The sequence below is a fragment of the Pseudomonas sp. NPDC087029 genome, from assembly GCF_044745345.1.
Taxonomy (GTDB): domain Bacteria; phylum Pseudomonadota; class Gammaproteobacteria; order Pseudomonadales; family Pseudomonadaceae; genus Aquipseudomonas; species Aquipseudomonas faucium.
Genome location: NZ_JBIVAB010000002.1, coordinates 392,911 through 418,015 on the forward strand (window position 1 = coordinate 392,911; position 25,105 = coordinate 418,015).

General features: G+C 66.4%; 23 protein-coding genes. 14 read left to right on the top strand and 9 right to left on the bottom strand.

All coding sequences use genetic code 11. The features are described from left to right. Positions 1-212 precede the first annotated feature (212 nt). Genes ACIPG5_RS05150 through ACIPG5_RS05165 form a run of 4 tightly spaced genes read left to right on the top strand, consistent with a single transcriptional unit; the run spans position 213 to position 4,709 of the window. Complete coding sequence (locus ACIPG5_RS05150) at positions 213-1,568, top strand: pitrilysin family protein (protein ID WP_176510951.1); 1,356 nt, start codon at positions 213-215, stop codon at positions 1,566-1,568. Then, the gene (locus ACIPG5_RS05155; RefSeq protein WP_401373643.1) at positions 1,561-3,042 is read left to right on the top strand and encodes a M16 family metallopeptidase; all 1,482 of its coding nucleotides are present in this window, start codon (positions 1,561-1,563) and stop codon (positions 3,040-3,042) included. Before ACIPG5_RS05150 ends, ACIPG5_RS05155 begins: the two co-directional genes overlap by 8 nt. Further along, positions 3,042-3,656: a 16S rRNA (guanine(966)-N(2))-methyltransferase RsmD gene (gene rsmD / locus ACIPG5_RS05160; RefSeq protein WP_314615990.1), complete on the top strand. Its 615-nt coding sequence runs from the start codon at positions 3,042-3,044 to the stop codon at positions 3,654-3,656. The genes ACIPG5_RS05155 and rsmD overlap by 1 nt, the downstream gene beginning before the upstream one ends. 60 nt (positions 3,657-3,716) lie before the next feature. Beyond that, positions 3,717-4,709, top strand: coding sequence for a hydrolase (locus tag ACIPG5_RS05165; RefSeq protein WP_176515752.1), 993 nt, complete (start codon positions 3,717-3,719; stop codon positions 4,707-4,709). 111 nt (positions 4,710-4,820) lie between these two features. Here ACIPG5_RS05165 and ACIPG5_RS05170 read toward each other — a convergent pair whose 3' ends face one another. Both ACIPG5_RS05170 and ACIPG5_RS05175 read right to left on the bottom strand, forming a co-directional pair. Continuing rightward, complete coding sequence (locus ACIPG5_RS05170; RefSeq protein ID WP_401373645.1) at positions 4,821-5,675, bottom strand: sulfurtransferase; 855 nt, start codon at positions 5,673-5,675, stop codon at positions 4,821-4,823. Between the two features lie 34 nt (positions 5,676-5,709). Beyond that, the gene (locus ACIPG5_RS05175; protein ID WP_176515756.1) at positions 5,710-6,375 is read right to left on the bottom strand and encodes a TetR/AcrR family transcriptional regulator; all 666 of its coding nucleotides are present in this window, start codon (positions 6,373-6,375) and stop codon (positions 5,710-5,712) included. A gap of 151 nt (positions 6,376-6,526) precedes the next feature. On the opposite strand from ACIPG5_RS05175, the gene ACIPG5_RS05180 reads away from it, so the two are divergent. The 5 genes from ACIPG5_RS05180 (at position 6,527) to ACIPG5_RS05200 (ending at position 11,025) form a co-directional block, all read left to right on the top strand. After that, positions 6,527-7,957, top strand: a complete 1,431-nt coding sequence (locus tag ACIPG5_RS05180; protein ID WP_401373647.1) for a coniferyl aldehyde dehydrogenase — start codon at positions 6,527-6,529, stop codon at positions 7,955-7,957. A 10-nt stretch (positions 7,958-7,967) separates the two neighbouring features. Then, positions 7,968-8,453: a twin-arginine translocation pathway signal protein gene (locus ACIPG5_RS05185; RefSeq protein ID WP_176515746.1), complete on the top strand. Its 486-nt coding sequence runs from the start codon at positions 7,968-7,970 to the stop codon at positions 8,451-8,453. A gap of 21 nt (positions 8,454-8,474) precedes the next feature. After that, entirely contained in the window at positions 8,475-10,073 is a 1,599-nt protein-coding gene (locus ACIPG5_RS05190; RefSeq protein WP_401373649.1) for a GMC family oxidoreductase N-terminal domain-containing protein, read from the top strand. 112 nt (positions 10,074-10,185) lie between these two features. Then, the gene (coaD, locus tag ACIPG5_RS05195; RefSeq protein ID WP_176515742.1) at positions 10,186-10,665 is read left to right on the top strand and encodes a pantetheine-phosphate adenylyltransferase; all 480 of its coding nucleotides are present in this window, start codon (positions 10,186-10,188) and stop codon (positions 10,663-10,665) included. 108 nt (positions 10,666-10,773) lie between these two features. Beyond that, positions 10,774-11,025 carry a YfhL family 4Fe-4S dicluster ferredoxin gene (locus ACIPG5_RS05200; RefSeq protein ID WP_008095804.1) on the top strand — a complete coding sequence of 84 codons (252 nt, stop codon included), beginning with the start codon at positions 10,774-10,776 and terminating at the stop codon, positions 11,023-11,025. Between the two features lie 81 nt (positions 11,026-11,106). On the opposite strand, the gene mutM is transcribed toward ACIPG5_RS05200, so the two are convergent. Together mutM and ACIPG5_RS05210 are read right to left on the bottom strand one after the other, a co-directional pair. After that, positions 11,107-11,919: a bifunctional DNA-formamidopyrimidine glycosylase/DNA-(apurinic or apyrimidinic site) lyase gene (gene mutM, locus ACIPG5_RS05205; protein ID WP_176515740.1), complete on the bottom strand. Its 813-nt coding sequence runs from the start codon at positions 11,917-11,919 to the stop codon at positions 11,107-11,109. A 3-nt stretch (positions 11,920-11,922) separates the two neighbouring features. Beyond that, a complete protein-coding gene (locus ACIPG5_RS05210) occupies positions 11,923-12,741 on the bottom strand; it encodes an HDOD domain-containing protein (protein WP_236236023.1) in 819 nt (272 codons plus the stop codon). 160 nt (positions 12,742-12,901) lie between these two features. Here ACIPG5_RS05210 and ACIPG5_RS05215 point away from each other — a divergent pair, with 160 nt between their 5' ends. Continuing rightward, a complete protein-coding gene (locus ACIPG5_RS05215) occupies positions 12,902-14,098 on the top strand; it encodes a class I SAM-dependent rRNA methyltransferase (RefSeq protein WP_176515739.1) in 1,197 nt (398 codons plus the stop codon). 45 nt (positions 14,099-14,143) lie between these two features. On the opposite strand, the gene ACIPG5_RS05220 is transcribed toward ACIPG5_RS05215, so the two are convergent. Next, positions 14,144-14,785, bottom strand: coding sequence for a magnesium transporter (locus ACIPG5_RS05220; RefSeq protein WP_236193916.1), 642 nt, complete (start codon positions 14,783-14,785; stop codon positions 14,144-14,146). 482 nt (positions 14,786-15,267) lie between these two features. Here ACIPG5_RS05220 and ilvD point away from each other — a divergent pair, with 482 nt between their 5' ends. Further along, on the top strand, positions 15,268-17,109 hold the full coding sequence (gene ilvD, locus ACIPG5_RS05225) for a dihydroxy-acid dehydratase (protein ID WP_176515737.1): 1,842 nt from the start codon (positions 15,268-15,270) through the stop codon (positions 17,107-17,109). A 158-nt stretch (positions 17,110-17,267) separates the two neighbouring features. Here ilvD and ACIPG5_RS05230 read toward each other — a convergent pair whose 3' ends face one another. Continuing rightward, entirely contained in the window at positions 17,268-18,323 is a 1,056-nt protein-coding gene (locus ACIPG5_RS05230; RefSeq protein WP_401373654.1) for a haloacid dehalogenase-like hydrolase, read from the bottom strand. Between the two features lie 241 nt (positions 18,324-18,564). Here ACIPG5_RS05230 and ACIPG5_RS05235 point away from each other — a divergent pair, with 241 nt between their 5' ends. Further along, on the top strand, positions 18,565-19,956 hold the full coding sequence (locus ACIPG5_RS05235) for an L-cystine transporter (protein WP_176515735.1): 1,392 nt from the start codon (positions 18,565-18,567) through the stop codon (positions 19,954-19,956). Positions 19,957-19,993: 37 nt separating this feature from the next. Here the strand turns inward: ACIPG5_RS05235 and ACIPG5_RS05240 are convergent, their stop codons facing one another. Continuing rightward, a complete protein-coding gene (locus ACIPG5_RS05240) occupies positions 19,994-20,509 on the bottom strand; it encodes a dihydrofolate reductase (RefSeq protein ID WP_401373656.1) in 516 nt (171 codons plus the stop codon). A gap of 54 nt (positions 20,510-20,563) precedes the next feature. Here ACIPG5_RS05240 and ACIPG5_RS05245 point away from each other — a divergent pair, with 54 nt between their 5' ends. Both ACIPG5_RS05245 and ACIPG5_RS05250 read left to right on the top strand, forming a co-directional pair. Then, positions 20,564-21,955, top strand: coding sequence for a DUF2868 domain-containing protein (locus ACIPG5_RS05245; RefSeq protein WP_401373658.1), 1,392 nt, complete (start codon positions 20,564-20,566; stop codon positions 21,953-21,955). Beyond that, positions 21,948-23,312 carry a GTPase/DUF3482 domain-containing protein gene (locus ACIPG5_RS05250; protein ID WP_176515729.1) on the top strand — a complete coding sequence of 455 codons (1,365 nt, stop codon included), beginning with the start codon at positions 21,948-21,950 and terminating at the stop codon, positions 23,310-23,312. The genes ACIPG5_RS05245 and ACIPG5_RS05250 overlap by 8 nt, the downstream gene beginning before the upstream one ends. A 107-nt stretch (positions 23,313-23,419) precedes the next feature. Here the strand turns inward: ACIPG5_RS05250 and ACIPG5_RS05255 are convergent, their stop codons facing one another. Together ACIPG5_RS05255 and ACIPG5_RS05260 are read right to left on the bottom strand one after the other, a co-directional pair. Next, complete coding sequence (locus ACIPG5_RS05255) at positions 23,420-23,968, bottom strand: phosphonate degradation HD-domain oxygenase (RefSeq protein WP_401373660.1); 549 nt, start codon at positions 23,966-23,968, stop codon at positions 23,420-23,422. A gap of 86 nt (positions 23,969-24,054) precedes the next feature. Further along, the gene (locus ACIPG5_RS05260) at positions 24,055-25,080 is read right to left on the bottom strand and encodes a putative 2-aminoethylphosphonate ABC transporter substrate-binding protein (RefSeq protein ID WP_176515725.1); all 1,026 of its coding nucleotides are present in this window, start codon (positions 25,078-25,080) and stop codon (positions 24,055-24,057) included. Between the last annotated feature and the right edge of the window lie 25 nt (positions 25,081-25,105).

Consider the following 25,105-nt stretch of genomic DNA (forward strand, 5'->3'; position numbering starts at 1 on the left):
GGTAGCGATGGGCCAGCAGTGGCGCATCGGGAATTCTCTAAACGCAGAACAGACTATTTTGAATCCGGCTGGTTCATGCGCAATGTTTTGTCTTGTGGGCCTGGGGGCCAGAACGGCGACAGGCATGGTCGCCAGGCAACCGGATCAGTATCCTAGCACCTCCTGGCCCGCCGACGCTAAACCAGCGGGCCGCCGAACAGGTCAAACACCTTATGAATGCTCTAGCCCGCCGCGCCGCTGGCCTGTTGCTCAGCACGCTCTGCCTGCCACTGGCGGCCTTCGCCGCCGATGTGCAACCCACCCACGAATTCATCCTCGACAACGGCCTGAAAGTGGTCGTGCGCGAAGACCATCGCGCCCCGGTGGTGGTTTCGCAGATCTGGTACAAGGTTGGCTCCAGCTACGAAACCCCGGGCCAGACCGGCCTGTCCCACGCGCTCGAGCACATGATGTTCAAAGGCAGCGACAAGATCGGCCCCGGCGAGGCCTCGCGCATCCTGCGTGACCTGGGCGCGGAAGAGAATGCCTTCACCAGCGACGACTACACCGCCTACTACCAGGTGCTGGCGCGCGACCGCCTGCCGGTGGCCTTCGAGCTCGAAGCCGACCGCCTGGCCAGCCTGCGCCTGCCCGCCGACGAGTTCGCCCGGGAAATCGAGGTCATCAAGGAAGAGCGCCGCCTGCGCACCGATGACCAGCCCAGTTCCAAGGCCTTCGAACTGTTCCGCGCCATGGCCTTCCCGGCCAGCGGCTATCACACCCCGACCATCGGCTGGATGGCCGACCTGGAACGCATGAAGGTCGAGGAACTGCGCCACTGGTACCAATCCTGGTACGCACCGAACAACGCCACCCTGGTAGTGGTGGGCGATGTCACCGCCGATGAGGTCAAGGGCCTGGCGCAGAAGTACTTCGGCGCCATCCCCAAGCGCAGCGTGCCCCCGGCCAAGCTGCCGCTGGAGCTGGCCGAGCCTGGCGAGCGCCAGCTGACCCTGCATGTGCGCACCCAGCTGCCGAGCCTGATCTACGGCTTCAACGCCCCGGGCCTGGCCACGGCCAAGGACCCACGCACCGTGCACGCCCTGCGCCTGATCTCGGCGCTGCTCGACGGCGGCTACAGCGCCCGCCTGCCGGCACGCCTGGAACGTGGCCAGGAGCTGGTGGCCGGCGCCTCGTCCAGCTACAACGCCTTTACCCGCGGCGACAGCCTGTTCCTGATCTCGGCAACGCCCAACGTGCAGAAGCACAAAACCCTGGCCGACGTCGAAAAAGGTATCTGGCAGCTGCTCGACGAACTCAAGACCACCCCGCCCAGCGCCGAAGAACTGGAGCGCGTGCGGGCCCAGGTGATCGCAGGGCTGGTCTATGACCGCGACTCGATCAACAGCCAGGCGACCACCATCGGCCAGCTGGAGACCGTCGGCCTGTCGTGGAAGCTGATCGACAGCGAGCTGGATGAGCTCAAGCAGGTCACCCCGCAAGACATCCAGAACGCCGCCCGCACCTACTTCACCCGCGAACGCCTGAGCGTTGCCCACGTACTGCCCGAGGAGTCCGCTCATGAGTGATCGCAGCGCACCACGCTACACCCTGATCGGCGCGGGCATCATCGCACTGGTGGTGGCCGTGGCCGCCGTCCTCGCCCGCCCGGCCCACTCCGAGGCGCAAACGGCAGCGCGCCCGGCCAATACCCTGCAGTCGCTGGCCGAGCTGGATGGCAAGGCGCCAAGCCGGCGCCAGCTGAACATTCAGAACTGGACCACCGCCGAAGGTGCCCGGGTGCTGTTCGTCGAGGCCCGCGAGCTGCCGATGTTCGACCTGCGCGTGACCTTCGCCGCCGGCAGCAGCCAGGACGGCGGCACGCCAGGCCTGGCCACCCTGACCAACGCCATGCTCAACGAGGGCGTGGCCGGCAAGGACGTGACCGCTATCGCCGAAGGCTTCGAAGGCCTCGGTGCGGACTTTGGCAATGGCGCCTACCGCGACATGGCCGTGGCCTCGCTGCGCAGCCTGAGCGTCAAGGACAAGCGCGACCCGGCGCTCAAGCTGTTCGCTGAAGTGGCCGGCAAGCCGACGTTCCCGGAAGACGCGCTCAAGCGCATCAAGAACCAGCTGCTGGCCGGCTTCGAATACGAAAAGCAGAACCCCGGCAAGATCGGCGGCAAGGCGCTGTTCGCCAAGCTCTATGGCGACCACCCTTACGGCCAGCCCAGCGATGGCACCGCCGAAAGCATCCCGGGCATTACCCTGGAGCAGCTGCGCGCCTTCCACGCCAAGGCCTATGCCGCCGGCAACGCGGTGATCGCCCTGGTCGGCGACCTCAGCCGCGAAGAAGCCGAAGCGGTTGCCGCCCAGGTTTCGGCCGCCCTGCCCAAAGGCTCGGCCTTGCCCAAACCGGCCCAGCCGGTCGAGCCCAAGGCCGGCATCACCCACATCGACTTCCCCAGCAAGCAGACCCACCTGATGCTCGCCGAGCTTGGCATCGACCGCCAGGACCCGGACTGGCCGGCCCTGTCGCTGGGTAACCAGATTCTTGGCGGCGGCGCCTTCGGCACCCGGCTGATGAGCGAAGTGCGGGAAAAGCGCGGCCTGACCTACGGCGTATACTCGGTCTTCAGCCCGATGCAGGTGCGCGGCCCGTTCATGATCAACCTGCAGACCCGCGCCGAACTCAGCCAGGGCACGCTCAAGCTGGTTCAGGATATCCTGGCCGACTACCTGAAAAGCGGCCCGACCCAGCAAGAGCTGGACGATGCCAAGCGTGAACTGGCCGGCAGCTTCCCGCTGTCCAACGCCAGCAATGCAAGCATCGTCGGCCAGCTGGGCGCCATTGGCTTCTACAACCTGCCGCTGACCTGGCTGGAGGATTTCATGCAGCAATCCCAGGCGCTGAGCGTCGAGCAGGTCAAGGCGGCGATGAACAAGCACCTGGCAGCCGACAAGCTGGTGATCGTCACCGTTGGCCCTGATGTGCCGCAGAAGCCGCTGCCAGCCCCCACAGACAAACCCGCCGAGCAACCGCTCGGCGTACCGGAGCACTAATGCCTAGATCCACCCCTCCCGCCCGCCCGCAGCCGGGCCACAGCAAGGGCCAGGGTCACCTGCGCATCATCGCCGGCCAGTGGCGCAGCCGCCGCCTGGCGGTGCCTGACGGCGAAGGCCTGCGGCCAACGCCCGACCGCGTGCGTGAAACCCTGTTCAACTGGCTGGCCCCGCACATCGAAGGGGCGCGGGTGCTGGATGCCTTCACCGGCAGCGGTGCCCTGGTGCTCGAGGCGCTGTCGCGCGGCGCCGAGGATGCCGTGGCGCTGGACAGCAACCCGGCCGCGATCAGCAACCTGAAGAACAACCTCGAGCTGCTGCGCTGCCCGCGTGGGCAGATCCTGCAGACCGATGCCCTGCGCTACCTGCAAGGCCCGGCCAAGCTGCAGTTCGACGTGGTGTTCCTCGACCCGCCGTTCCACCAGGACCTGCTGGCCAACACCTGCAACCTGCTGGAGCAGAACCTGTGGCTGCGCGAGCAGGCCTGGATCTACACCGAGAGCGAAGCGGCGCCCTCGACCCTGCAGATGCCCGGCAACTGGCGCCTGCATCGCGAAAAGAAGACCGGCCAGGTGCACTACGCCCTCTGGCAGCGCAGCACAACCGACCAATAGCGCAGGTACGGCGGTGAGGTTTCATGGCACTCTAGGCAGGCACAACACGAGTCGCCCAGCATGCCCAGTCTCACCGCGTCCTTCCGCCCGGCCATCGGCCTGTCCAATCCCCACCTGCAAACCCTGTGGGGCCCGTTGTGGCGCAAGCTGCCGGTGCTCGCACGCAATCGCGAGCGCCTGTGGCTGGCGGACGGCGATTTCCTCGACCTCGACTGGCATGGCCCGCACCAGGCCGACGCCCCCCTGGTGCTGGTGCTGCACGGCCTGACAGGCTCATCCCACTCGCCCTATGTCAAAGGCCTGCAGCAGTCGCTGCAGCTTCGTGGCTGGGCCAGCGTGGCGGTGAACTGGCGCGGCTGCTCGGGCGAACCCAACCTGTTGGCCCGCAGCTACCACTCTGGCGCCAGCGAAGACCTGGCAGAAGTGGTCGCCCACCTGCGCGCCGAGCGGCCGATGGCGCCGTTGTATGCCGTGGGTTATTCGCTGGGCGGCAATGTATTGCTCAAGTACCTGGGTGAAAGCGGCAGCGCCAGCCAGCTCGAAGGGGCGGTGGCGGTGTCGGTGCCGTTTCGCCTGGACCAGTGCGCCGACCGCATCGGCCAGGGCTTTTCCAAGGTCTACCAGGCGCATTTCATGCGCGAGATGATGGCTTACGTGCAGTCCAAGCAGCGCCACTTCCGCGACCTGGGCCACCACGAGGGGTTGGCCGCGCTGGAGCGCCTGGGGCCGCTGCGCAACCTGCGCACCTTCTGGGACTTCGACGGCAGGATCACTGCGCCCCTCAACGGCTTCAGCGATGCCCACGACTACTATCGGCGCTCATCGAGCCGATATTACCTGGGGGAGAACCGCACGCCGACGCTGATCATCCACTCGCTGGATGACCCCTTCGTGTCGCGCAGCAGCCTGCCGACGCTCAGCGAACTGGCACCGCAGACGCACTTCGAGCTGCATGAGCGCGGGGGGCATGTGGGGTTTGTCGAGGGTAGCCTGCGCAATCCGGGGTACTACCTTGAGCGGCGGATTGCGCAGTGGCTGGTGGAAGGTCAATAGATTTTCAGTGGCCCCATCGCCGGCAAGCCGGCTCCCACAGGTTGCCCGCAGCCCTCAAGGCATGCGGGGTGCCTGTGGGAGCCGGCTTGCCGGCGATGGGGCCGGGCCTGCTTACTCGCCAGTCGCCACACCATGTTTCGGGTTGTTGATCCACTCGCTCCAGGAGCCGGCATACAAGCGCCCCAGCGGATACCCCGCCAACGCTAGGGCGAACAGGTTGTGACAGGCCGTCACCCCCGACCCGCAGTACGCCACCAGGTGTTCGGGTGAACGCCCGGCAAGCTTTGCGGCAAAGCGCTGCTTGAGCTGCTCCGGCGGCAGGAAACGCCCATCGGCAGCCAAGTTGTCGGTAAACGCCGCACATTGGGCACCCGGAATATGCCCGGCCACCGGGTCGATCGGCTCCACCTCACCACGAAAACGCGGCAAGGCGCGGGCGTCGATCAAGGTTAGCTCCGGGCTGCCCAGGCGCTTGGCCAGGTGCTCGGCATCGATCAGCAGCTTGGCGTCTGCCTCGCCAGTGAACGCGCCTTCACGCTTTTGCGCTGCGTCCAGGCTCAATGGCAGGTGCGCCGCGTGCCAGGCCTTGAGGCCGCCATCGAGGATGGCCACGCCAGTGCGCTTGCCCAACCAGGCCAGCAGCCACCAGGCGCGGGCGGCGAAGGCACCGGGGCCGTCGTCGTACAGCACCACCTCGCTGTCGTTGTCCAGCCCCCACTCACGCAGGCGCTCGACCAGCCGCTGCGGGTCGGGCAGCGGGTGGCGACCGGTGCGGCCCTTGCTCACCGGCCCGCTCAGGTCCCTTTCCAGGTCGGCGAAATGCGCGCCGGCAATATGCCCCTCGGCATAGCTGCGCTGGCCGTAATCCACATCCTCCAGGGCAAAACGACAATCCAGGATCACCAGCTTGGGCGAGTCCAGACGCTCGGCCAGCTGTTGCGGGGTGATCAATTGCGCAAGGGGCATGACTCTCTCCTGATCGATGGCACGACGGCCCTGGCTAGTGTTCCAGGGCCTGATTGAACGGTACGTGGAATTCCTGGCACAGCGCATCCACGGCGCTGCGGGCGTTGGCGGTGACGAAGCCGAGCTCCAGCACCAGCACCTGATAGACGCCACGCTTGAAGGCTTCTTCACCCAGGTGGGCGGAATGTTCGCGGGTGGTACTGAGAAAACGCACCCAGGACGTCAGCACGATCCAGGCATTGATGGTCAGCGATTCGATCTGCGCAGGCTCCATGGCCAGGATCCCGGCGTCGACGAAGCCACGGTAGATCGCCTGGCCCTGGCGCAGGCAGCGCTCGGAAAAGCGCCGGTAGCGGGCGGCCAGCTCGGCGTCGCTGTCCAGCAGGTGCTCCAGGTCGCGGTGCAGGAAGCGGTAGTTCCACATCGCCGCCAGCAGCGCCTTGAGGTAGAAGCGCTTGTCTTCCACCGTGGCGGCGCGCCCTTGCGGCGGGCGCAGGAAGCTGTCCACCAGCTCTTCGTACTGGCTGAACAGCAGCGCGATGATCGCCTGCTTGTTGGGGAAGTGGTAGTACAGGTTGCCGGGCGAAATTTCCATGTGCGCGGCAATGTGGTTGGTACTGACGCTGCGCTCGCCCTGCTGGTTGAACAGCTCCAGGCTGTTCTGCACGATGCGCTCTCGGGTCTTCATGCGCGGGGCCATGCTCAGCTCCCAGTCTGCAGGCTTACGGTAATGGCTCATCTTACGGTGTAACACGCCTTGCGTGCACCGCCAGGCCGGCTGAAAAAAGTCGCACCATGGTACAAATTAGAGTATAGGCTCTAGGCATTCTCAACCCTAAGAGGATGCCTTCGTGACCTCGCCCATCGCCATGCCTGCTGTGCATTCCGACACCGACCTGGAAGCGACGTTCGCCGCCCAGCGCCTGGCGTTCGCTGGCAACCCGATGCCGCCCCTGGCGCAACGGCGGCAGTGGCTGAAAAGCCTGCGCGAGGCGCTGCTGGCGGACCAGCAGCAGCTGATCGAAGCCATCGACGCGGACTTTTCCGGGCGTAGCGCCGATGAAACCCTGCTGGCCGAGCTGCTGCCCTCGGTGCAAGGCATCCGCCACGCCGAGCGCCACCTGCGGCGCTGGATGCGCCCTGCGCGCAGAGCCGTCGGCCTGGCCTTCCAGCCGGCCAGCGCGCGGGTGCTGTACCAGCCGCTGGGCGTGGTCGGGATCATCGTGCCGTGGAACTACCCGCTGTTTCTCGCCATCGGCCCGCTGACCGGCGCCCTGGCCGCCGGCAACCGGGTCATGCTCAAGCTCAGCGAGGCCACCCCGGCCAGCGCCCAGGCGCTGCAAGCGCTGCTGGAGCGGGTATGCCCTGCCGACCTGGTCAGCGTGGTGCTGGGCGACGTCGAGGTGGGCCAGGCCTTCGCCAGGCTGCCGTTCGACCACCTGCTGTTCACCGGTGCCACCAGCATCGGCCGCCAGGTCATGCTAGCCGCCGCGCAGAACCTGACCCCGGTGACCCTCGAGCTGGGCGGCAAATCACCGGCCATCGTTTCGGCCAGCGTGCCACTGGACACCGCCGCCGAGCGCATCGCCTTCGGCAAGACCCTCAACGCCGGCCAGACCTGCGTCGCCCCCGACTACGTGCTGGTGCCGCGCGAGCGCCTGCAAGCCTTCGGCGATGCCTACCGCAACGCCGTCCGGCGCTTCTACCCGCGCATTGCCGACAACCCCGACTACAGCGCCATCATCAACCCACGCCAGTTGCAGCGCTTGCAGCAGCTGCTGGACGACGCCCGCGCCAAGGGCGCCGAGGTTATCGACCTGTACCCCGACGAGCCGCGCCAAGGCCGGCGCCTGCCGCCACACCTGCTGCTGCAGGTGAGCGACGACATGCAGGTGATGCAGGACGAAATCTTCGGCCCGCTGCTGCCGCTGGTGCCCTACGACAGCCTCGACCAGGCCCTGGCCTACATCAACCAGCGCCCGCGCCCCTTGGCGCTGTATTACTTCGGCTACTCGCGGGCCGAGCAGGCGCATGTGCTGCAGCACAGCCACTCAGGCGGCGTGTGCCTGAACGACACCCTGCTGCATGTGGCCCAGGACGACCTGCCGTTCGGCGGCATCGGCCCCTCCGGCATGGGCCACTACCACGGCCACGAGGGCTTCATGACCTTCAGCAAGGCCAAGGCGGTGCTGGCCAAGCAGCGCCTGAACGCGGCACGGCTGATCTACCCGCCCTATGGCAAAGCCTTGCAGCGCCTGGTCTACAAGCTGTTCATCCGCTGAGGCCGGCGCCATGCTCCGTCGCGATCTGCTGCGTTTCAGCCTGGGCGCCAGCGCCTTCCTGGCCACCGCCAGCCTGGTGGGCTGCAGCCCTCAGGCGCCGGCCAGCGGTTATCAGGTGCTGCGCGCCGACGACCTGCCGCTGCTGCGGGCGTTGATCCCGGTGGTACTGGCCGGCACCGCGGCCAGCGATGTGCAGGTTTTGCACAGCCTCGACCACAAGCTGGCCGCGTTGTCCCCGCAAATGCTCAAGCTCACCCGGCAACTGTTCGACGTGCTCAGCCTGCCCTTGACCCGCGGGCCGCTGACCGGTGTCTGGGGCGCCTGGGAGCAGGCCGACGGCGAGCAGGTGACGGCATTTTTGCAGCGCTGGCAGGACAGTTCGCTGAACCTGCTGCGCATGGGCCACGCCTCGCTGCTGCAACTGCTGCAAATGGCCTGGTACGAGCGCCCGCAAGCCTGGGCCGCCTGCGGCTACCCCGGCCCACCGAAAATCTGACCCACAGCAAGGTCCCCTGCCATGCCTGTCACTGACCCGTTTCGCCAAGGCCTCGAACGCGGCTGGATCACCCACGACGCCTCACGCCTGGAGCACGACCTGACCCTGCAGGCCGATATCGCCGTGATCGGCAGCGGTGCGGGGGGCGCCACCAGCGCGCAGATGCTCAGCGCCGCCGGGTTCAAGGTGCTGCTGATCGAGGAAGGCCCGCTCAAGACCAGCAGCGACTTCCACCTGCTGGAGAACGAGGCCTACGCCAGCCTGTACCAGGAAGGCCTGGGCCGCATGAGCAAGGACGGCGCCATCACCATCCTCCAGGGCCGCGCGGTGGGCGGCACCACCGTGGTCAACTGGACGTCGAGCTTCCGCACTCCCGCGCCGACCTTGGCGCACTGGGCCGCTGTGCACGGCGTGCAAGGCCTGGGGGAGGATGACCTGCGCCCCTGGTTCGAGCGCATCGAGCAGGCCCTGGGCATCAGCCCCTGGGCCATGCCGCCCAACGCCAACAACGACGTGCTGCGCCGCGGCTGCGAGCAGCTCGGCTACCGCTGGGCGGTGATCCCGCGCAACGTGCGCGGCTGCTGGAACCTCGGCTATTGCGGCATGGGCTGCCCGGTCAACGCCAAGCAATCGATGCTGGTCACGCGCATCCCCGCCCTACTCGAAAATGGCGGCGAGCTGCTGTACCTGGCGCGCGCCGAGCGCTTCGAGCACAACGGCGAGCGCATCGCCCAGCTGCACTGCCAGGCCCTGGATGCCCAGGGCATACAGCCAACGGGGCGCAGCATCCGGGTGCAGGCCCGGCACTACGTGCTCGCCGGTGGCGGCATCAACAGCCCGGCGCTGCTGCTGCGCTCCCAGGCGCCCGACCCCCATGGCCGCCTGGGCCAGCGCACGTTCCTGCACCTGGTGAATTTCAGCGCGGCCCGCTTCGACCAACGCATCGACCCGTTCTACGGCGCCCCGCAGTCCATCTACAGCGACCACTTCCAGTGGCAGGACGGGGCCGACGGCGCGGTGGGCTACAAGCTGGAAGTGCCGCCGCTGCACCCGGCGCTGGCCAGCACCCTGCTCGGCGGCCATGGCCGCGACAATGCCCAGCGCATGGCAGAGCTGCCGCATACCCACGTGATGCTGGCGCTGCTGCGCGACGGTTTCCACCCGCAAAGCGTGGGTGGCTCGGTGGAGCTGCGCGGCGATGGCTCGCCGGTGCTCGACTACCCCGTCACCGACTACCTGCGCGATGGCCTGCGCCGGGCCTATCACAGCATGGCGCAGATCCAGTTCGCCGCCGGCGCCACCCAGGTGACTCCGGTGCACAGCGACGCCCATGCCGCCACCAGCCTTGCGCAGGCGCAAGGGATGATCGACGGCTTGCGCCTGGAGCTGTTCCGCACGCGGCTGGGCAGTGCCCATGTGATGGGCGGCTGCGCCCTGGGTGAAGACCCGCGCCAGGCGGTGTGCGACAGCCTGGGGCGGCATCACCAGCTGGAAAACCTGTCGATCCACGACGGCTCGCTGTTTCCCACCAGCATTGGCGCCAACCCGCAATTGTCGGTGTACGCCCTCAGCGCCAAGCTCAGCGAAGCCCTGGCCAGCCGCCTGGCACAGAGTGCATGACAACAAATACACCGGCTGTCTATAGTGCCATCAGCCGGCCGCATGACTTGGCCGGGCGCAATCGCTGCGCTACCATCCGACTCCCCAACGCACTCCCAGCCAGGATGACGCGATGAACCGAGTGTTGTACCCGGGTACTTTCGACCCCATTACCAAAGGCCATGGCGACCTGGTCGAACGCGCCTCGCGGCTTTTCGACCACGTGATCATCGCGGTGGCGGCCAGCCCGAAGAAAAACCCCCTGTTCCCGCTGGAACAACGGGTGGCGCTGGCCCGTGAGGTCACCAAGCACCTGCCGAACGTCGAAGTCATCGGCTTCTCCACCCTGTTGGCGCACTTCGCCAAGGAACAGGGCGCCAACGTCTTCCTGCGTGGCCTGCGTGCAGTGTCCGATTTCGAATACGAGTTCCAGCTGGCGAACATGAACCGGCAACTGGCGCCCGACGTCGAGAGCCTGTTCCTCACGCCTTCGGAGCGCTATTCGTTCATTTCCTCGACCCTGGTCCGGGAAATCGCCGCGCTGGGCGGCGATATTGCCAAGTTTGTCCACCCGGTGGTGGCCGAGGCGCTGACCGAACGGTTCAAGAAGTAAGCCTGCACGCCTGATTATCGCGCCCGCGTGCACTGCGGGCGCGAATGCGGCACAATTGTGCCCATTGCGTTGAACATGCCCGGGCGCAGAGCCCCGGCCGGAGTCCCCATGTCCCTGATCATCACCGACGATTGCATCAACTGCGACGTCTGCGAACCCGAGTGCCCGAACGAGGCCATCTCCCAAGGCGAAGAGATCTACGTGATCGACCCTAACCTGTGCACCCAGTGCGTGGGTCACTACGACGAGCCACAGTGCCAGCAGGTCTGCCCGGTCGACTGCATCCCGCTGGATGAAGCGCACCCGGAAACCGAAGACGAGCTGATGGCCAAGTATCGCCGCATTACCGGCAAGGCCTGATTTCAGCTGCGCCCCTATCGCCGGCAAGCCGGCTCCCACAAACCTGTAGGAGCCGGCTTGCCGGCGATAGGGGCCGCAAATTCAGCGCTGGCAGCGCGGGCAGTACACGCTGGCGCGCTGCCCCAGCTTCACCTCGCGCAAGGTCGTGCCGCACAGCTTGCACGGCATCCCGCCACGCCCATAAACGAACAATTCCTGCTGGAAGTACCCCGGCTGCCCGTCACCGCCGATGAAGTCGCGCAAGGTCGTGCCACCCTGCTCGATGGCCGCCGCCAGCACCCGCTTGATCTCGATCGCCAGCTTCAGGTAGCGCGCCCGCGAAATCCCGCCGGCCTCGCGCCGTGGGTCGATGCCGGCCGCGAACAGCGCCTCGGTCGCGTAGATGTTGCCCACCCCCACCACCACGGCGTTGTCCATGATGAACGGCTTGACCGCCATCGAGCGCCCGCGCGACAGCTGGAACAGGCGCTCGCCGTCGAACAGGTCGGTCAGCGGCTCCGGCCCCAGGCGCAGCAGCAGTTCATGGTTGAGCGGGTCAAGGCTCCAGAGCATGGCGCCGAAGCGCCGCGGGTCGGTGTAGCGCAGCATCAGCCCCGACTCCAGCTCGATGTCGACGTGCTCGTGCTTGCCCGCCGGCAGCCCGAGCTCGACCAGGCGCAAGTTGCCCGACATGCCCAGGTGGCTGATCAGCGTGCCCACCTCGGCATTGATCAACAGGTACTTGGCTCGCCGCTCGACGCTGACGATGCGCTGCCCGGACAGGCGCACGTCGAGGTCCTCGGGGATCGGCCAGCGCAGGCGCCGGTCGCGCACCACCACGCGGCTGACGCGCTGGCCCTGCAGGTGCGGCGCGATTCCGCGCCGGGTGGTTTCCACTTCGGGTAGTTCTGGCATCGATCAGTGCCCGCCCAGCTCGCGAATGTTCTGTTTGAGGTTCTCGAAGTCGTACTCCGACAAGCCGATGTAGTCGAGTACCAGCGGGCCGACCGCCTGCCACTCATGGTCGACGCCCTGGTTGCCCAGCACCCGGTACGAAGCGCAGATGTGCTCGGCCATCTTCAGCACCGCCAGCAGGTTCTTCAACTGGCTCTGGGTATTGCGCGACGACTCCTCGCGGAACACCGCCAGCGCATTGTGGTGGTTGGCGATGGCCGCGCTGATGTGCTCCGGCAGGCGCCACGACTTGGCGGTGAAGTAGCCGACCACCGAGTGGTTGGTGTTGAAGGTGCGGTTTTCGGTATCGACCACCCGGGTTTCGGCATCGGCACAGGCGTAGGCCTGCTCCAGCACCTGCATGTAGCTGGGGAAGCGCTTGAGCATCAGCGGCACGCCGCAGTCGTGGAACAGGCCCAGGGTGTAGGCCTCGTCCGCGGCCTGGATGCCGGTGCGCTTGGCCAGGGTCAGGCAGGTCATGGCCACGTCCTGGGCGGTGTCCCAGAAACGGTTGAGGGTGACGATGGTTTCATCGCACATCTCGCCCTTGATCGACTGGGCGTTGATCAGGTTGATGATCGAGCGGCTGCCCAGCAGGTTGACCGCGCGCTGGATCGAACCGATCTTGTTGGCGAGCCCGAAATGCGGCGAGTTGACCAGCTTGAGCAAGGCGCCGGAAAGCCCGGGGTCCTGGGAAATCAGCTTGGCGATGGTTTCCAGGTCAGGGTCGGGCATGTACTGCTCGAACTGCAGGTCGACCATGATCTGCGGTTGCGGCGGAATGGTGATGCCTTGCAAGGCTTGCTGGATCTGTTCGGCGCTGAGTTCTTGGGGCATGCAGGCACACTCGTTGAGGACGGGGGATTCTAGCACTTTGTCGAGCCCTGCCCCGATCCCTGGGCCAACCAGTTATACTCCCGCTCTTTTTTCCCGGAGCGACGTCATGTCCCTGCCCAGCCTTCGCCTCAAAGCCAATGCCGACCGCCGCCTGCGCGCCGGCCACCTGTGGGTCTACAGCAACGAAGTCGACGTCACCGCGACCCCGCTGCAAGGCTTCCAGGCCGGCCAGCAGGCGGTCCTCGAGGCTGCCAACGGCAAGCCACTGGGCATCGTGGCGCTGAGCCCGAACAACCTGATCTGCGCCCGCCTGCTGTCGCGCGACATCAAGCTGCCGCTGGACAAGTCGCTGCTGGTGCACCGCCTGAACGTCGCCCTGTCGCTGCGCGAGCGCCTGTTCGACAAGCCGTGCTACCGCCTGGTCTACGGCGACTCCGACCTGCTGCCGGGCCTGGTGGTCGACCGCTTCTTCGACATCCTCGTGGTCCAGCTGGCCTCGGCCACCATGGAGCAGCACAAGGATGACGTGATCGCCGCCCTGGTCCAGGTGCTCAAGCCAAGCGGCATCCTGTTCAAGAACGATTCCGCCGCCCGCGATGCCGAAGGCCTGCAGCGCTACGTCGAAACCGTCTACGGCGAAGTGCCGGACTGGGTGCCACTGGAAGAGAACGGCGTCAAGTTCGAAGCCCCGGTGCGTGAAGGCCAGAAGACCGGCTGGTTCTACGACCACCGCATGAACCGCGCGCGCCTGGCCCCCTACGTCAAAGGCAAGCGCGTGCTCGACCTGTTCAGCTACATCGGTGGCTGGGGTGTGCAGGCCGGCGCCTTCGGCGCCAGCGAAGTGTTCTGCGTCGATGCCTCGGGCTTTGCCCTGGACGGTGTCGAGCGCAACGCCGCACTCAATGGCATCAGCGAGAAACTGACCTGCATCGAAGGCGACGTGTTCGAGGCGCTGCGCGAGCTGAAAGCCGCCGAAGAGCGTTTCGACGTGATCATTGCCGACCCACCCGCGTTCATCAAGCGCAAGAAAGACCTGAAAAACGGCGAAGCGGCCTACCGCCGCCTCAACGAACAGGCCATGCGCATGCTGACCAAGGACGGCATCCTGGTCAGCGCCTCGTGCTCGATGCACCTGCCCGAGGACGACCTGAACAACATCCTGCTGACCAGCGCCCGTCACCTGGACCGCAACATGCAGCTGCTCGAGCGCGGCGGCCAGGGCCCGGACCACCCGGTGCACCCGGCCATTGCCGAAACCCGCTACATCAAGAGCATCACCTGCCGCCTGCTGCCCAACAGCTGATCTGCCAGGCAAAAAGAAGGGGCCGCTTTGCGGCCCCTTCTGCTTTCAGATATCCAGCACGTATGACGCGATCCCGAAGTACACCAGCACCCCCGCCGCATCGGCGATCGAGGTCACCAGCGGGCCACTGGCCGTCGCCGGGTCAAGTTTCAGCCGGGTGAACATGAAGGGCAGGCTCATGCCGATCAGGCTGCCCAGCAACACGATCACCAGCATGCTGCTGGCAACGATCACGGCAATCTCCGGCCCGCCGCGCAGCGCCCCCAGCGAGGCCACCGCCAACGCCATGGTGCCTCCCAGCGCCAGCGCCACCCCGCATTCGCGCCCGAGCATCCGCAGCCAGTCGCGCAGCACCACTTCACCGGTCGCCAGGCCGCGCACCATCAGCGTCGCCGATTGCGCGCCGGCGTTGCCACCGCTGTCCACCAGCAGCGGCAGGAAGAACACCAGCACGATATGCGCGGCAATGGTCTCTTCGAACGCCGCGATACCGGCCCCCGAGAACAGGTTGCCGAACACCAGCAGCACCAGCCACAGCACGCGCTTGCGATACAGCAGGCTGACCGTGGCATCGCGCAGGTTGCCGACGTGGTTGGTGATCGAGGCGCCCTTGTGGAAGTCGCGCCGGGACTGGGCGGCCTGGCGACGGGCGGAGGGGGAATCGAGGAAATCGATGTTGTGCTGCATGAGGTTCTCCAAGCGCCGGCCCAGGCGCCCACAGGCCTCAGCCACAGGGACTCAAGCCGCCGGCAGCCCTGGCGCCGGCGCGCTCAGTGCCAATTTGCAGGTTCGGTATGAACTGAAACTGGGAAGGTCCATTAAGGGGGTTTCTCGTGAAGCCGCACATGCGGCGCGGCGGATAGTAAGGAGCCTCGGCGCGGCTTGTCAGCCCTGCCGGCGGCGTTTCAGAACGCTCCTACAACCAGCACCTCATTCGGCCGAAATCACCGCCCGGGCACATCGCCATTCCTTCGCCGCGCCAGCGGTGTAGAATCGGGCTATTCATCGCCAGTCATCCCCCGGCGGGTTTATGAGCTCTGGCCAAGCATGCGGCGATCCCGCAGTGTCTTCGGCCCCCATCCGTGCCAGTGGCAACCGGCCTGCGGTGCAAAGGACAAGAGAAGCTCACTCCCCTTTTTGTGACCTGATTTAGCCGCCAGGAGTGCTTCATGCCTGATTATCGTTCCAAGACCTCCACCCAAGGCCGCAACATGGCCGGCGCCCGTGCCCTGTGGCGCGCCACCGGGATGAAGGATGAAGATTTCAAGAAACCGATCATTGCCATCGCCAACTCGTTCACCCAGTTCGTCCCGGGCCACGTGCACCTGAAGGACCTGGGCCAGCTGGTGGCCCGCGAGATCGAGCGCGCCGGTGGCGTGGCCAAGGAATTCAACACCATCGCGGTCGACGACGGCATCGCCATGGGCCATGACGGCATGCTCTATTCCCTGCCGAGCCGCGAGATCATCGCCGACGCCGTGGAATACATGGTCAATGCCCACTGCGCCGACGCCATCGTGTGCATCTCCAACTGCGACAAGATCACCCCTGGCATGCTGATGGCCGCCTTGCGCCTGAACATCCCGGTGATCTTCGTTTCCGGCGGCCCGATGGAAGCCGGCAAGACCAAGCTGGCCAGCCACGGCCTGGACCTGGTCGACGCCATGGTCATCGCCGCCGACGCCTCGGCCTCCGACGAGAAAGTCGCCGAGTACGAGCGCAGCGCCTGCCCGACCTGCGGTTCCTGCTCCGGCATGTTCACCGCCAACTCGATGAACTGCCTGACCGAAGCCCTGGGTCTGGCCCTGCCGGGCAACGGTTCGACCCTGGCCACCCACGCCGACCGTGAGCAGCTGTTCCTCACCGCCGGGCGCACCATCGTCGAGCTGTGCAAGCGTTACTACGGCGACAACGACGAGTCGGTGCTGCCGCGCAGCATCGCCAACTTCAAGGCGTTCGAGAACGCCATGATGCTCGACATCGCCATGGGCGGTTCGACCAACACCATCCTGCACCTGCTGGCCGCCGCCCAGGAAGGCGAGGTGGCGTTCGACCTGCGCGACATCGATCGGCTGTCGCGCAAGGTGCCGCAGCTGTGCAAGGTGGCGCCGAACATCCAGAAGTACCACATGGAGGACGTGCACCGCGCCGGCGGCATCTTCAGCATCCTCGGCTCGCTGGCCCGTGGCGGTTTGCTGCACACCGACCTGCCGACCGTGCACAGCCGCAGCATGGAAGAGGCCATCGCCAAGTGGGACATCACCCAGACCGATGACGAAGCCGTACACACCTTCTTCAAGGCAGGCCCGGCCGGCATCCCGACGCAGACTGCGTTCAGCCAGTCGACCCGCTGGGAAACCCTCGACGACGACCGCGAGAACGGCTGCATCCGCAGCTTCGAGCACGCCTACTCGCAAGAAGGCGGCCTGGCCGTGCTGTACGGCAACATCGCCCTCGACGGTTGCGTGGTGAAGACCGCCGGTGTCGATGAGTCGATCCACGTGTTCGAAGGCAACGCGAAGATCTTCGAAAGCCAGGACAGCGCCGTGCGCGGCATCCTCGCCGACGAAGTGAAAGCGGGTGACATCGTCATCATCCGTTACGAAGGCCCGAAAGGCGGCCCGGGCATGCAAGAGATGCTCTACCCGACTTCGTACCTGAAATCCAAAGGCCTGGGCAAAGCCTGCGCCCTGCTCACCGACGGCCGCTTCTCGGGCGGTACCTCGGGCCTGTCGATCGGCCACGCTTCGCCGGAAGCCGCCGCTGGCGGCGCCATCGGCCTGGTGCGCGACGGCGACAAGGTGCTGATCGACATCCCCAACCGTTCGATCAACCTGCAAGTCAGCGATGAAGAGCTGGCCGCGCGCCGCGCCGAGCAGGACAAGAAGGGCTGGAAGCCGGCCGAAGTGCGCCCACGCAAGGTGACCACCGCGCTGAAGGCCTACGCCCTGCTGGCCACCAGTGCCGACAAGGGTGCCGTGCGCAACAAGGCGATGCTCGACGGGCTGTGAGGCCTTGAGGGTGTGACACCGGAACCGGCGCCTTGAGCGCCGGTTTTTTTTTGCCTGTTAGGGCCCTATCGCCGGCAAGCCGGCTCCCACAGATACACCACAGCATTACCTGTGGGAGCCGGCTTGCCGGCGATGGGGCCAGCACTTTCACCACCCGGCTACTGAATCTGCTCCGGCGTGACGATCACCCAGTTCTTGTCCGCCGTCACCGGCAACCCTTCCTTGGCCTGGGCCACCGCCTGCTTGGCGATCATGCCGTTCAACTGGTCCATGTACTTGGCCTTGCGGTTTATCCACAGGTGGATGCCGCCCTTGTTCACATCCACGCCATGGAACTGCATGTAGCCATCGCTGGTTGGCGTATCGCCACCCACCAGCACCGGCTTCTTCCATTCATCGATGTAGGTGAGGATCGCCGCCTGCTTGCCGGCCATCCAGGTGGCGGGCGTCCACAGGTAAGGCGTCAGCTCCAGGCCCTCGTTGGCCTTGGCATCGTAGTGGCCGGCGCTGATCTGCTTGCGCGCGGTGGTCAGCTCGCCGCTGGCGCGGTCCTTGAGCAGCAGGCTGACGCCGATCACGTTCTGCGGTTTTACGTTGTAGCCGTACTTGGGGTCCGAGGCGACCATGCGCACCAGCTCCTCGGACGCGGCCGAGATCACGTACACCTCGATGCCATTTTCCATCAGCTTGTTGTACAGCTCGGCCTGGCCGGTGAAGACCTTGGGCGGCTGCACCTCGATGGCCTTGACCTGGTCGCCCTCGAAATAGGTGCTGGGCACAGGCTTGCCCGAGGCCATCAGCGCGTCGACCTGGGCCTTGAGCTCCTTGAGGGTGAAACCGGAAAACACCTGCGCCACCCAGGGGTAACAGACCATGTCGTCGATTTCGCACAGGCGGTAGTAGTAGCTGAACAGGCTTTCCTTGTGCTCGGCAGTGTCCTTGAACGGGATCAGCTTGAGCGAGGGGTCGAGCTTGTCGCGGGTCAGCAGCCCCTGGTTCTCCATGAACGGCAGCAGCGCTTCTTCAAGGTCGTAGCGGTAGCTGGTGTTGTCCATGTCGAACACCGCGTAGTTACCCTGGTTGGCGTTGGCGGCGATCATGGCATCGAGCTGCCTGGCCGCGTCGGCGGGCCAGTGGGTGAGATCGGTGGCCCAGGCTTGGGCAGCGAACAGCACGGACACACCCACCAGCAAGGCTTTCGGCGCTAACTTCATGTGCGAATCTCCTGAAAGAACCTGGAAAAACTAGCCCAGCAAACCCTGCCCAGCGCCCCTCACAGCGACCTTCGCGCAGCCATAAACGCCGTGTTCATTGCTATTTGCGACAAAGCGTTATTCCATAAGCGCCTAAGCAAATTACCTTTGGGTATAAATTCGTTTGTTTTCAGGCTGTTAGCATTTCCGTTCGCAATCGCTCACAGAGGCGATGCCTCTTCTGCTTTTACCTGGAGCTTCAATGAACCTGCCGCTGTCTCTCAACCTGCTGGCGTTCCTGGCCTTGCTGCTGGGCCTGGCACAAACTCGCCGTACCGACTGGAGCCTGGCCAAGAAGGTGCTGCTCGGCCTGGTGCTCGGCGTGGTCTTCGGCCTGGTGCTGCACACCGTTTACGGCGCCGGCCACCCGGTGCTCAAGGCCACCATCGGCTGGCTCGACCTGGTCGGCAACGGCTACGTGGGCCTGTTGCAGATGATCGTCATGCCGCTGATCTTCGCCTCGATCCTCAGCGCCGTGGCCCGCCTGCACAACGCCTCCTCGCTGGGCCGCATCAGCGTGCTGAGCATCGGCACGCTGCTGCTGACCACCGCCATCGCCGCGCTGATCGGCGTGGCCCTGACCAACCTGTTCGGCCTGAGCGCCGAAGGGCTGGTGGCCGGCGTCCAGGAAAGCGCGCGCCTGCAGGCCATCCACAGTGACTACGCCGGCAAGGTCGCCGACCTCAACATCCCGCAGCTGCTGCTGTCGTTCGTGCCGAGCAACCCGGTGGGCGACCTGGCGCGTGCCAAGCCGACCTCGATCATCAGCGTGGTGATCTTCGCCGTGTTCGTTGGCCTGGCTGCGCTGCAGCTGATCAAGGACGATGCCGAGAAGGGCGGCCGCGCCCTGTCGGCCATCGACACTCTGCAGGCCTGGGTGATGCGCCTGGTGCGCCTGGTGATGAAGCTGACTCCCTACGGTGTGCTGGCGCTGATGACCAAGGTGGTGGCCAGCTCCAACTTCGACGACATCCTCAAGCTGGGCAGCTTCGTGGTGGTGTCGTACATCGGCCTGGGCCTGATGTTCGTGGTGCACGGCATCATCCTCGCCATCACCGGCGTCAGCCCGCTGCGCTTCTTCCGCAAGGTCTGGCCGGTGCTGACCTTCGCCTTCACCAGCCGCTCCAGCGCAGCGAGCATCCCGCTGAACATCGAGGCGCAGACACGCCGCCTGGGTGTGCCGCAATCGATCGCCAGCTTCAGCGCCTCGTTCGGCGCGACCATCGGCCAGAACGGCTGCGCCGGCCTGTACCCGGCGATGCTGGCGGTGATGGTGGCGCCCGCGGTGGGCATCGATACCTTCGACCCGCTGTGGATCGCGACCCTGGTGGCGATCGTCACCCTGAGTTCGGCCGGTGTCGCCGGCGTCGGCGGTGGGGCGACCTTCGCCGCGCTGATCGTGCTGCCGGCCATGGGCCTGCCGGTCGAGCTGGTGGCGCTGCTGATTTCGGTGGAGCCGCTGATCGACATGGGCCGCACGGCATTGAACGTGAATGGTTCGATGACAGCAGGCGTTGTGACCAGCCAGTTGCTCAAAGAGACCGACAAGGGTGTGCTGGCCGATGACGAGCATGCCGAGCTGAGCCACAGCTGAAAACAGACAGGGGCTGCACATGCAGCCCCTGCTTTTTTCAAACCTTGTCCCACACCTCGAAGTGGTACGCAGGTTTGTTCTCTTCAACCTGCGCCTCGCTCGACACCCGCCGCCACTGCTGCGAATCGAACTCGGGGAACCAGGCATCCCCTGGTGGCGCCAGCTCCACGCGGGTCAGGTACATGCGGCTGACCAGCCCCTTCTCCAGCGCCTGCGCATACAGCTGCGCGCCGCCAATCAGCATCAATTCCTCGACGCCCTGCTCCCGCGCCCACTGCTCGGCACGCACCAGCGCCGCCTCCAGCGAAGCGAACACCTCGGCGCCCGCCAGCTGCAAGCCCGGCTGGCGGCTGACCACGATGTTCAAGCGCCCCGGCAGCGGCCGGCCCAGCGAATCCCAGGTCTTGCGGCCCATGATGATCGGCTTGCCCAGGGTGGTGGCCTTGAAGTACTTGAAATCCCCCGGCAGGTGCCAGGGCATGGAGTTGTCGATGCCGATCACGCGGTTCTCGGCATGCGCCGCGATCAGGCTGAGGGGGAGTGATGTATTCATGCCCGCGAGGATAGCACCCGGCGTGTGGGTTATGCTTCTGCCCTGAACCGTGCAATGGAAGACCTTGTGACTGCACTGACTCCCCTGGACAAACGCTGGCTCACCGAAGCGGTGCGCCTGCGCGAGGAACACGCCGGCCCCCTGGAGGACCAGGAGGCCAACCGCCTCGCCCGCCAGCAGGGCGGCGACCTGGCGGCGCGCATCGAAACCCGGGCGCTGTGCCTCGCTGAACGTGACGGCATCACCCGCGCCTTGCGCCACTGGAAGCAAGGCGCACGCCTGGCGCTGCTGGCCTTGCTGCTGATGGCCGTGCTCAGCGGCGCCGGCCTGGCCCTTGCCGCCCTTGGCGACGGGCAACGCCCGGTCAACGTGTTCTGGGCCCTGGGCAGCCTGTTCGGGCTGAACCTGCTGATGCTGCTGGGCTGGGCCGCCGGGCTGGCGCTGAGCGGCGAAAGTGGCGCCAGCCTGGGGCGCCTGTGGTTGTGGTTGAGCGAGCGCTTTGCCCGCGACGCCAAGGCCGCGCACCTGGCGCCGGCGCTGCTGGTGCTGCTGCAACGCCAGCGCTTGAGCCGCTGGTTGCTCGGCACACTGGTGCACGGCCTGTGGCTGCTGGCGATGCTCAGCGCACTGGTGCTGCTGCTGGCGCTGCTCGCCACCCGCCGCTACGGCTTCGTCTGGGAAACCACCTTGCTCGCCCCCGAGCCCTTCATCCAACTGACCCACGCACTCGGCGCGCTGCCTTCGCTGCTGGGTTTCGCAATGCCTGACGAGGCCATGATCCGCGCCAGCGGCGACACCCTGCCAGCGCTGGACCTGGCCCGCCAGGCGTGGGCCAGCTGGCTGCTCGGCGTGGTGCTGGTGTATGGCCTGCTGCCGCGCCTGGCGCTGTTCGCGCTGTGCCTGTGGCGCTGGCGCCAGGGCCGCCAGCGCCTGGCCCTGGACCTCAGCCTGCCCGGCTACGCACACCTGCGTGAGCCCCTGATGCCACGCAGCGAACGCATCGGCGTGCAAGATGCAGCGCCCGAGGCATTGCCGCAGTTCCAGGCAGGCCAACTGGACGCTGGCAGCAGTGGCGCCTTGCTGGTCGGCCTGGAACTGGACGACCAGCGCCCCTGGCCGCCCGCCCTGCCCAAGGGCGTGACCGACGCCGGCGTGCTCGACAGCCGCGAGTCGCGCAACAAGCTGCTCGAACAACTCAGCCGCTTCCCCCCGGCGCGCCTGGCCATCGCCTGCGACCCGCGCCGCTCGCCCGACCGCGGCAGCCTGGCCCTGCTCGCGGAGCTGGCGCGCAATGCCGGTGCCACCCGCATCTGGCTGCTGCAGGCAGCACAGGGCCAGGCCCTGGATGCCGAGCGCCTGGGTGACTGGCACGAAGCACTGGACCGCCTCGGCCTGCCCCATGCCGACACCTCGCCCCTGACCTGGCTGGAGCATGGCCATGACTGAGCCGCTGAAACTGGCCGTGGTCGGCCACACCAACGTCGGCAAGACCTCGCTGCTGCGCACCCTCACCCGTGACGTGGGCTTTGGCGAAGTGTCCCACCGGCCCAGCACCACCCGCCATGTGGAGGGCGCGCGGCTGTCGGTGGATGGCGAACCGCTGCTGGAGCTCTACGACACCCCCGGCCTGGAAGACGCCATCGCCCTGCTCGACTACCTGGAACGCCTGGAGCGCCCCGGCGAGCGGCTGGACGGCCCGGCGCGGCTGGAGCGCTTTCTCCAGGGCAGCGAAGCGCGCCAGCGTTTCGAGCAGGAGGCCAAGGTGCTGCGCCAGTTGCTGGCGAGCAATGCCGGCCTGTACGTGATCGACGCCCGTGAACCGGTGCTGGCCAAGTACCGCGACGAACTGGAAGTGCTGGCCAGTTGCGGCAAGCCCTTGCTGCCGGTGCTCAACTTCGTTGCCAGCAGCCAGCACCGCGAGCCGCAATGGCGCGAAGCGCTGGCCCGGCTTGGCCTGCATGCGCTGGTGCGCTTCGACAGCGTGGCGCCGCCCGAAGATGGCGAGCGCCGCCTGTACGAAAGCCTGGCGTTGTTGCTGGAAGAGGCGCGCCCGGCCCTGCAACGCTTGATCGACGACCAGCAGGCGCAGCGCCTGGCCCGCCAGCACAGCGGCAAGCGCCTGATCGCCGAGCTGCTGCTCGACTGCGCCGCCTGCCGGCGCAGCGTGGCCGCCGAGCCGGCTGCCGAAGCCAAGGCCATCGAGGCCCTGCGCCAGGAGGTGCGCCAACGCGAACAGCGCTGTGTCGAGGCGTTGCTCAAGCTCTACGCATTCCGCCGCGAAGACGCCAACGCCGGTGACCTGCCGTTGCTCGACGGGCGCTGGGGCGATGACCTGTTCAACCCTGAGACGCTGAAGCTGCTGGGTGTGCGCCTGGGCAGCGGCGTGGCGGCCGGTGCCGCAGCGGGCGCCGGGGTCGACCTGCTGGTCGGCGGCATCACCCTGGGCGCCGCCGCGTTGGCCGGGGCCATTGCCGGCGGCGCACTGCAGACGGCGCGCAACTATGGGTCGCGGTTGATGGGCAAGCTCAAGGGCCAGCGCGAGCTGACCGTGGACGACAACGTGCTGCGCTTGCTGGCCTTGCGTCAGCAGCAGTTGATGGTGGCGTTGGACAATCGCGGGCATGCGGCGCAGGACAGCATTCGCCTGGGGCCGCTGGATGAAAAGGCCTGGCGCGAAGGCAAGCTGCCCGAGGCCTTGAGCAAGGCCCGGGCGCACCCGCAATGGTCGACGCTCAACCCGGGGGCGCGGGTGAACCAGGCGGAGCGTCAGGAGCAGTTGGAGGCGTTGGTTCTACAGATTTGAGGTTGGCCGTGCGGGCCTCATCGCGGATAAATCCGCTCCTACAAGGTCTGCGCAACCCTTGTAGGAGCGGATTTATCCGCGAAGGGCCCGCGCACACACCGCCAAACTCAGAGCATCGCCAATGCCTTGCCCTTGAGCACCGCCATGTCGATCAGCGGCACGCCGACTTCCTTGGCCTGCTCATCCCATTCGCGCATCCGCAGGCTCACCTTGAACAGCGGATCGCGCTCGAACTCATCCGCCTCCCCCTCGCTCATCACCCCACCCTGATACTCCAGGGTCCGCCGGCTCGCCTCGCTCAGCCGTGCGTAGTACCCCGGCTGACGCAAGGTCAGGTAGCGCTTGGCCTCCACGTGATACTGCACCAGCCGCGCCATACGCTCGCTGAAGCCGCATCGGCGCAGGTACTTGGCGCCGATGCGCTCATGGCTGACCACCCCAAAGCCGCCCATGTCTCCCTCGCCGCCACACAGGTGGCCGATATCGTGGAAGAACGCCGCCAGCACCACTTCGTCGTCGAAGCCTTCGTCCATGGCCAGTTGCGCGGCCTGGGACATGTGCTCGAGCTGGGTGATGGCTTCGCCGATGTAGTCGTCGCTGCCATGGCGTTGGTAGAGCGCGAAGGTGTTGTCGATGACCTGGTCGCGGGTGAGCATCGCTTGGGTTTCCTCAGGTGAAATTCAAGGTGGCTGTCAGTCCATCGCCGGCAAGCCGGCTCACACAGGGATAGCGTAGGCCTGGCTTACTGCTGCGCCACCTTCTCCGACTTGCCGTCATAGCGCTTGCGCCATTCGCCGAGGATCTCGTCACGGTTCTTCGAGGCCCAGGCAAAGTCGTTCTTGATCAGGCGCTGCTCGTAGTCAGCCGGCAATTCGGTCTGGGGCTTGGCGATGCCGGGCGCGGCGAGCACCGCGAAGTTCTCCTTGTACAGCTCCATGGCCGCAGGGCTGGCCGAGAAGTCGGCCAGGCGCTTGGCCGCCTCCGCCTTCGGCGAGCCCTTGATCACCGCGGTGGCCTCGATCTCCCAGCCCAGGCCTTCCTTGGGCAGCACGATGTCCAGTGGCGCGCCCTGGCGCTTGAGCTGCACGGCCGGGTACTCGAACGAGATGCCGATCGGGAATTCACCGGCTGCCGCCAGCTTGCATGGCTTGGAGCCGGAATGGACGTACTGGCCGATGTTCTGGTGCAGGGCGTCCATGTAGGCCCAGCCCTGGGGTTCGCCGAAGGTCTGCAGCCAGGCGCTGACATCGAGGAAACCGGTGCCGGACGACGCCGGGTTGGGCATGACGATCTTGCCCTTGTACTCAGGCTTGGTCAGGTCTTGCCAGCTCACCGGCTTGCTCAGGCCCTGCTTTTCGGCCTCGACGGTGTTGAAGCAGATGGTTGCGGCCCACACGTCCATGCCGACCCAGGCTGGCGGGTTGGCGGCGTCGCGGTAGTTGGCGGAAATCTTGCCCAGGTCCTTCGGCGCATAGGCTTCGAGCATGCCGTTCTGGTCGAGGATGGCCAGGCTCGAAGCAGCCAGGCCCCAGACCGCGTCGGCCTGCGGGCGGTCTTTCTCGGCCAGCAGCTTGGCGGTGATGATGCCGGTGGAGTCACGTACCCACTTGATCTCGATATCCGGGTTGGCCTTCTCGAAGGCCTGCTTGTAGCTCTTGAGCTGCTCGGCCTCCAGGGCGGTGTACACGGTCAGTTGCGTGCCGGCGGCCGAGGCCTGCAGGCTGAAGACGGCGGATACGGCAGCGGCAAGTGCGAGTGGCTTGAACATGATGCGTTTCCTATCAGAGTGGGCA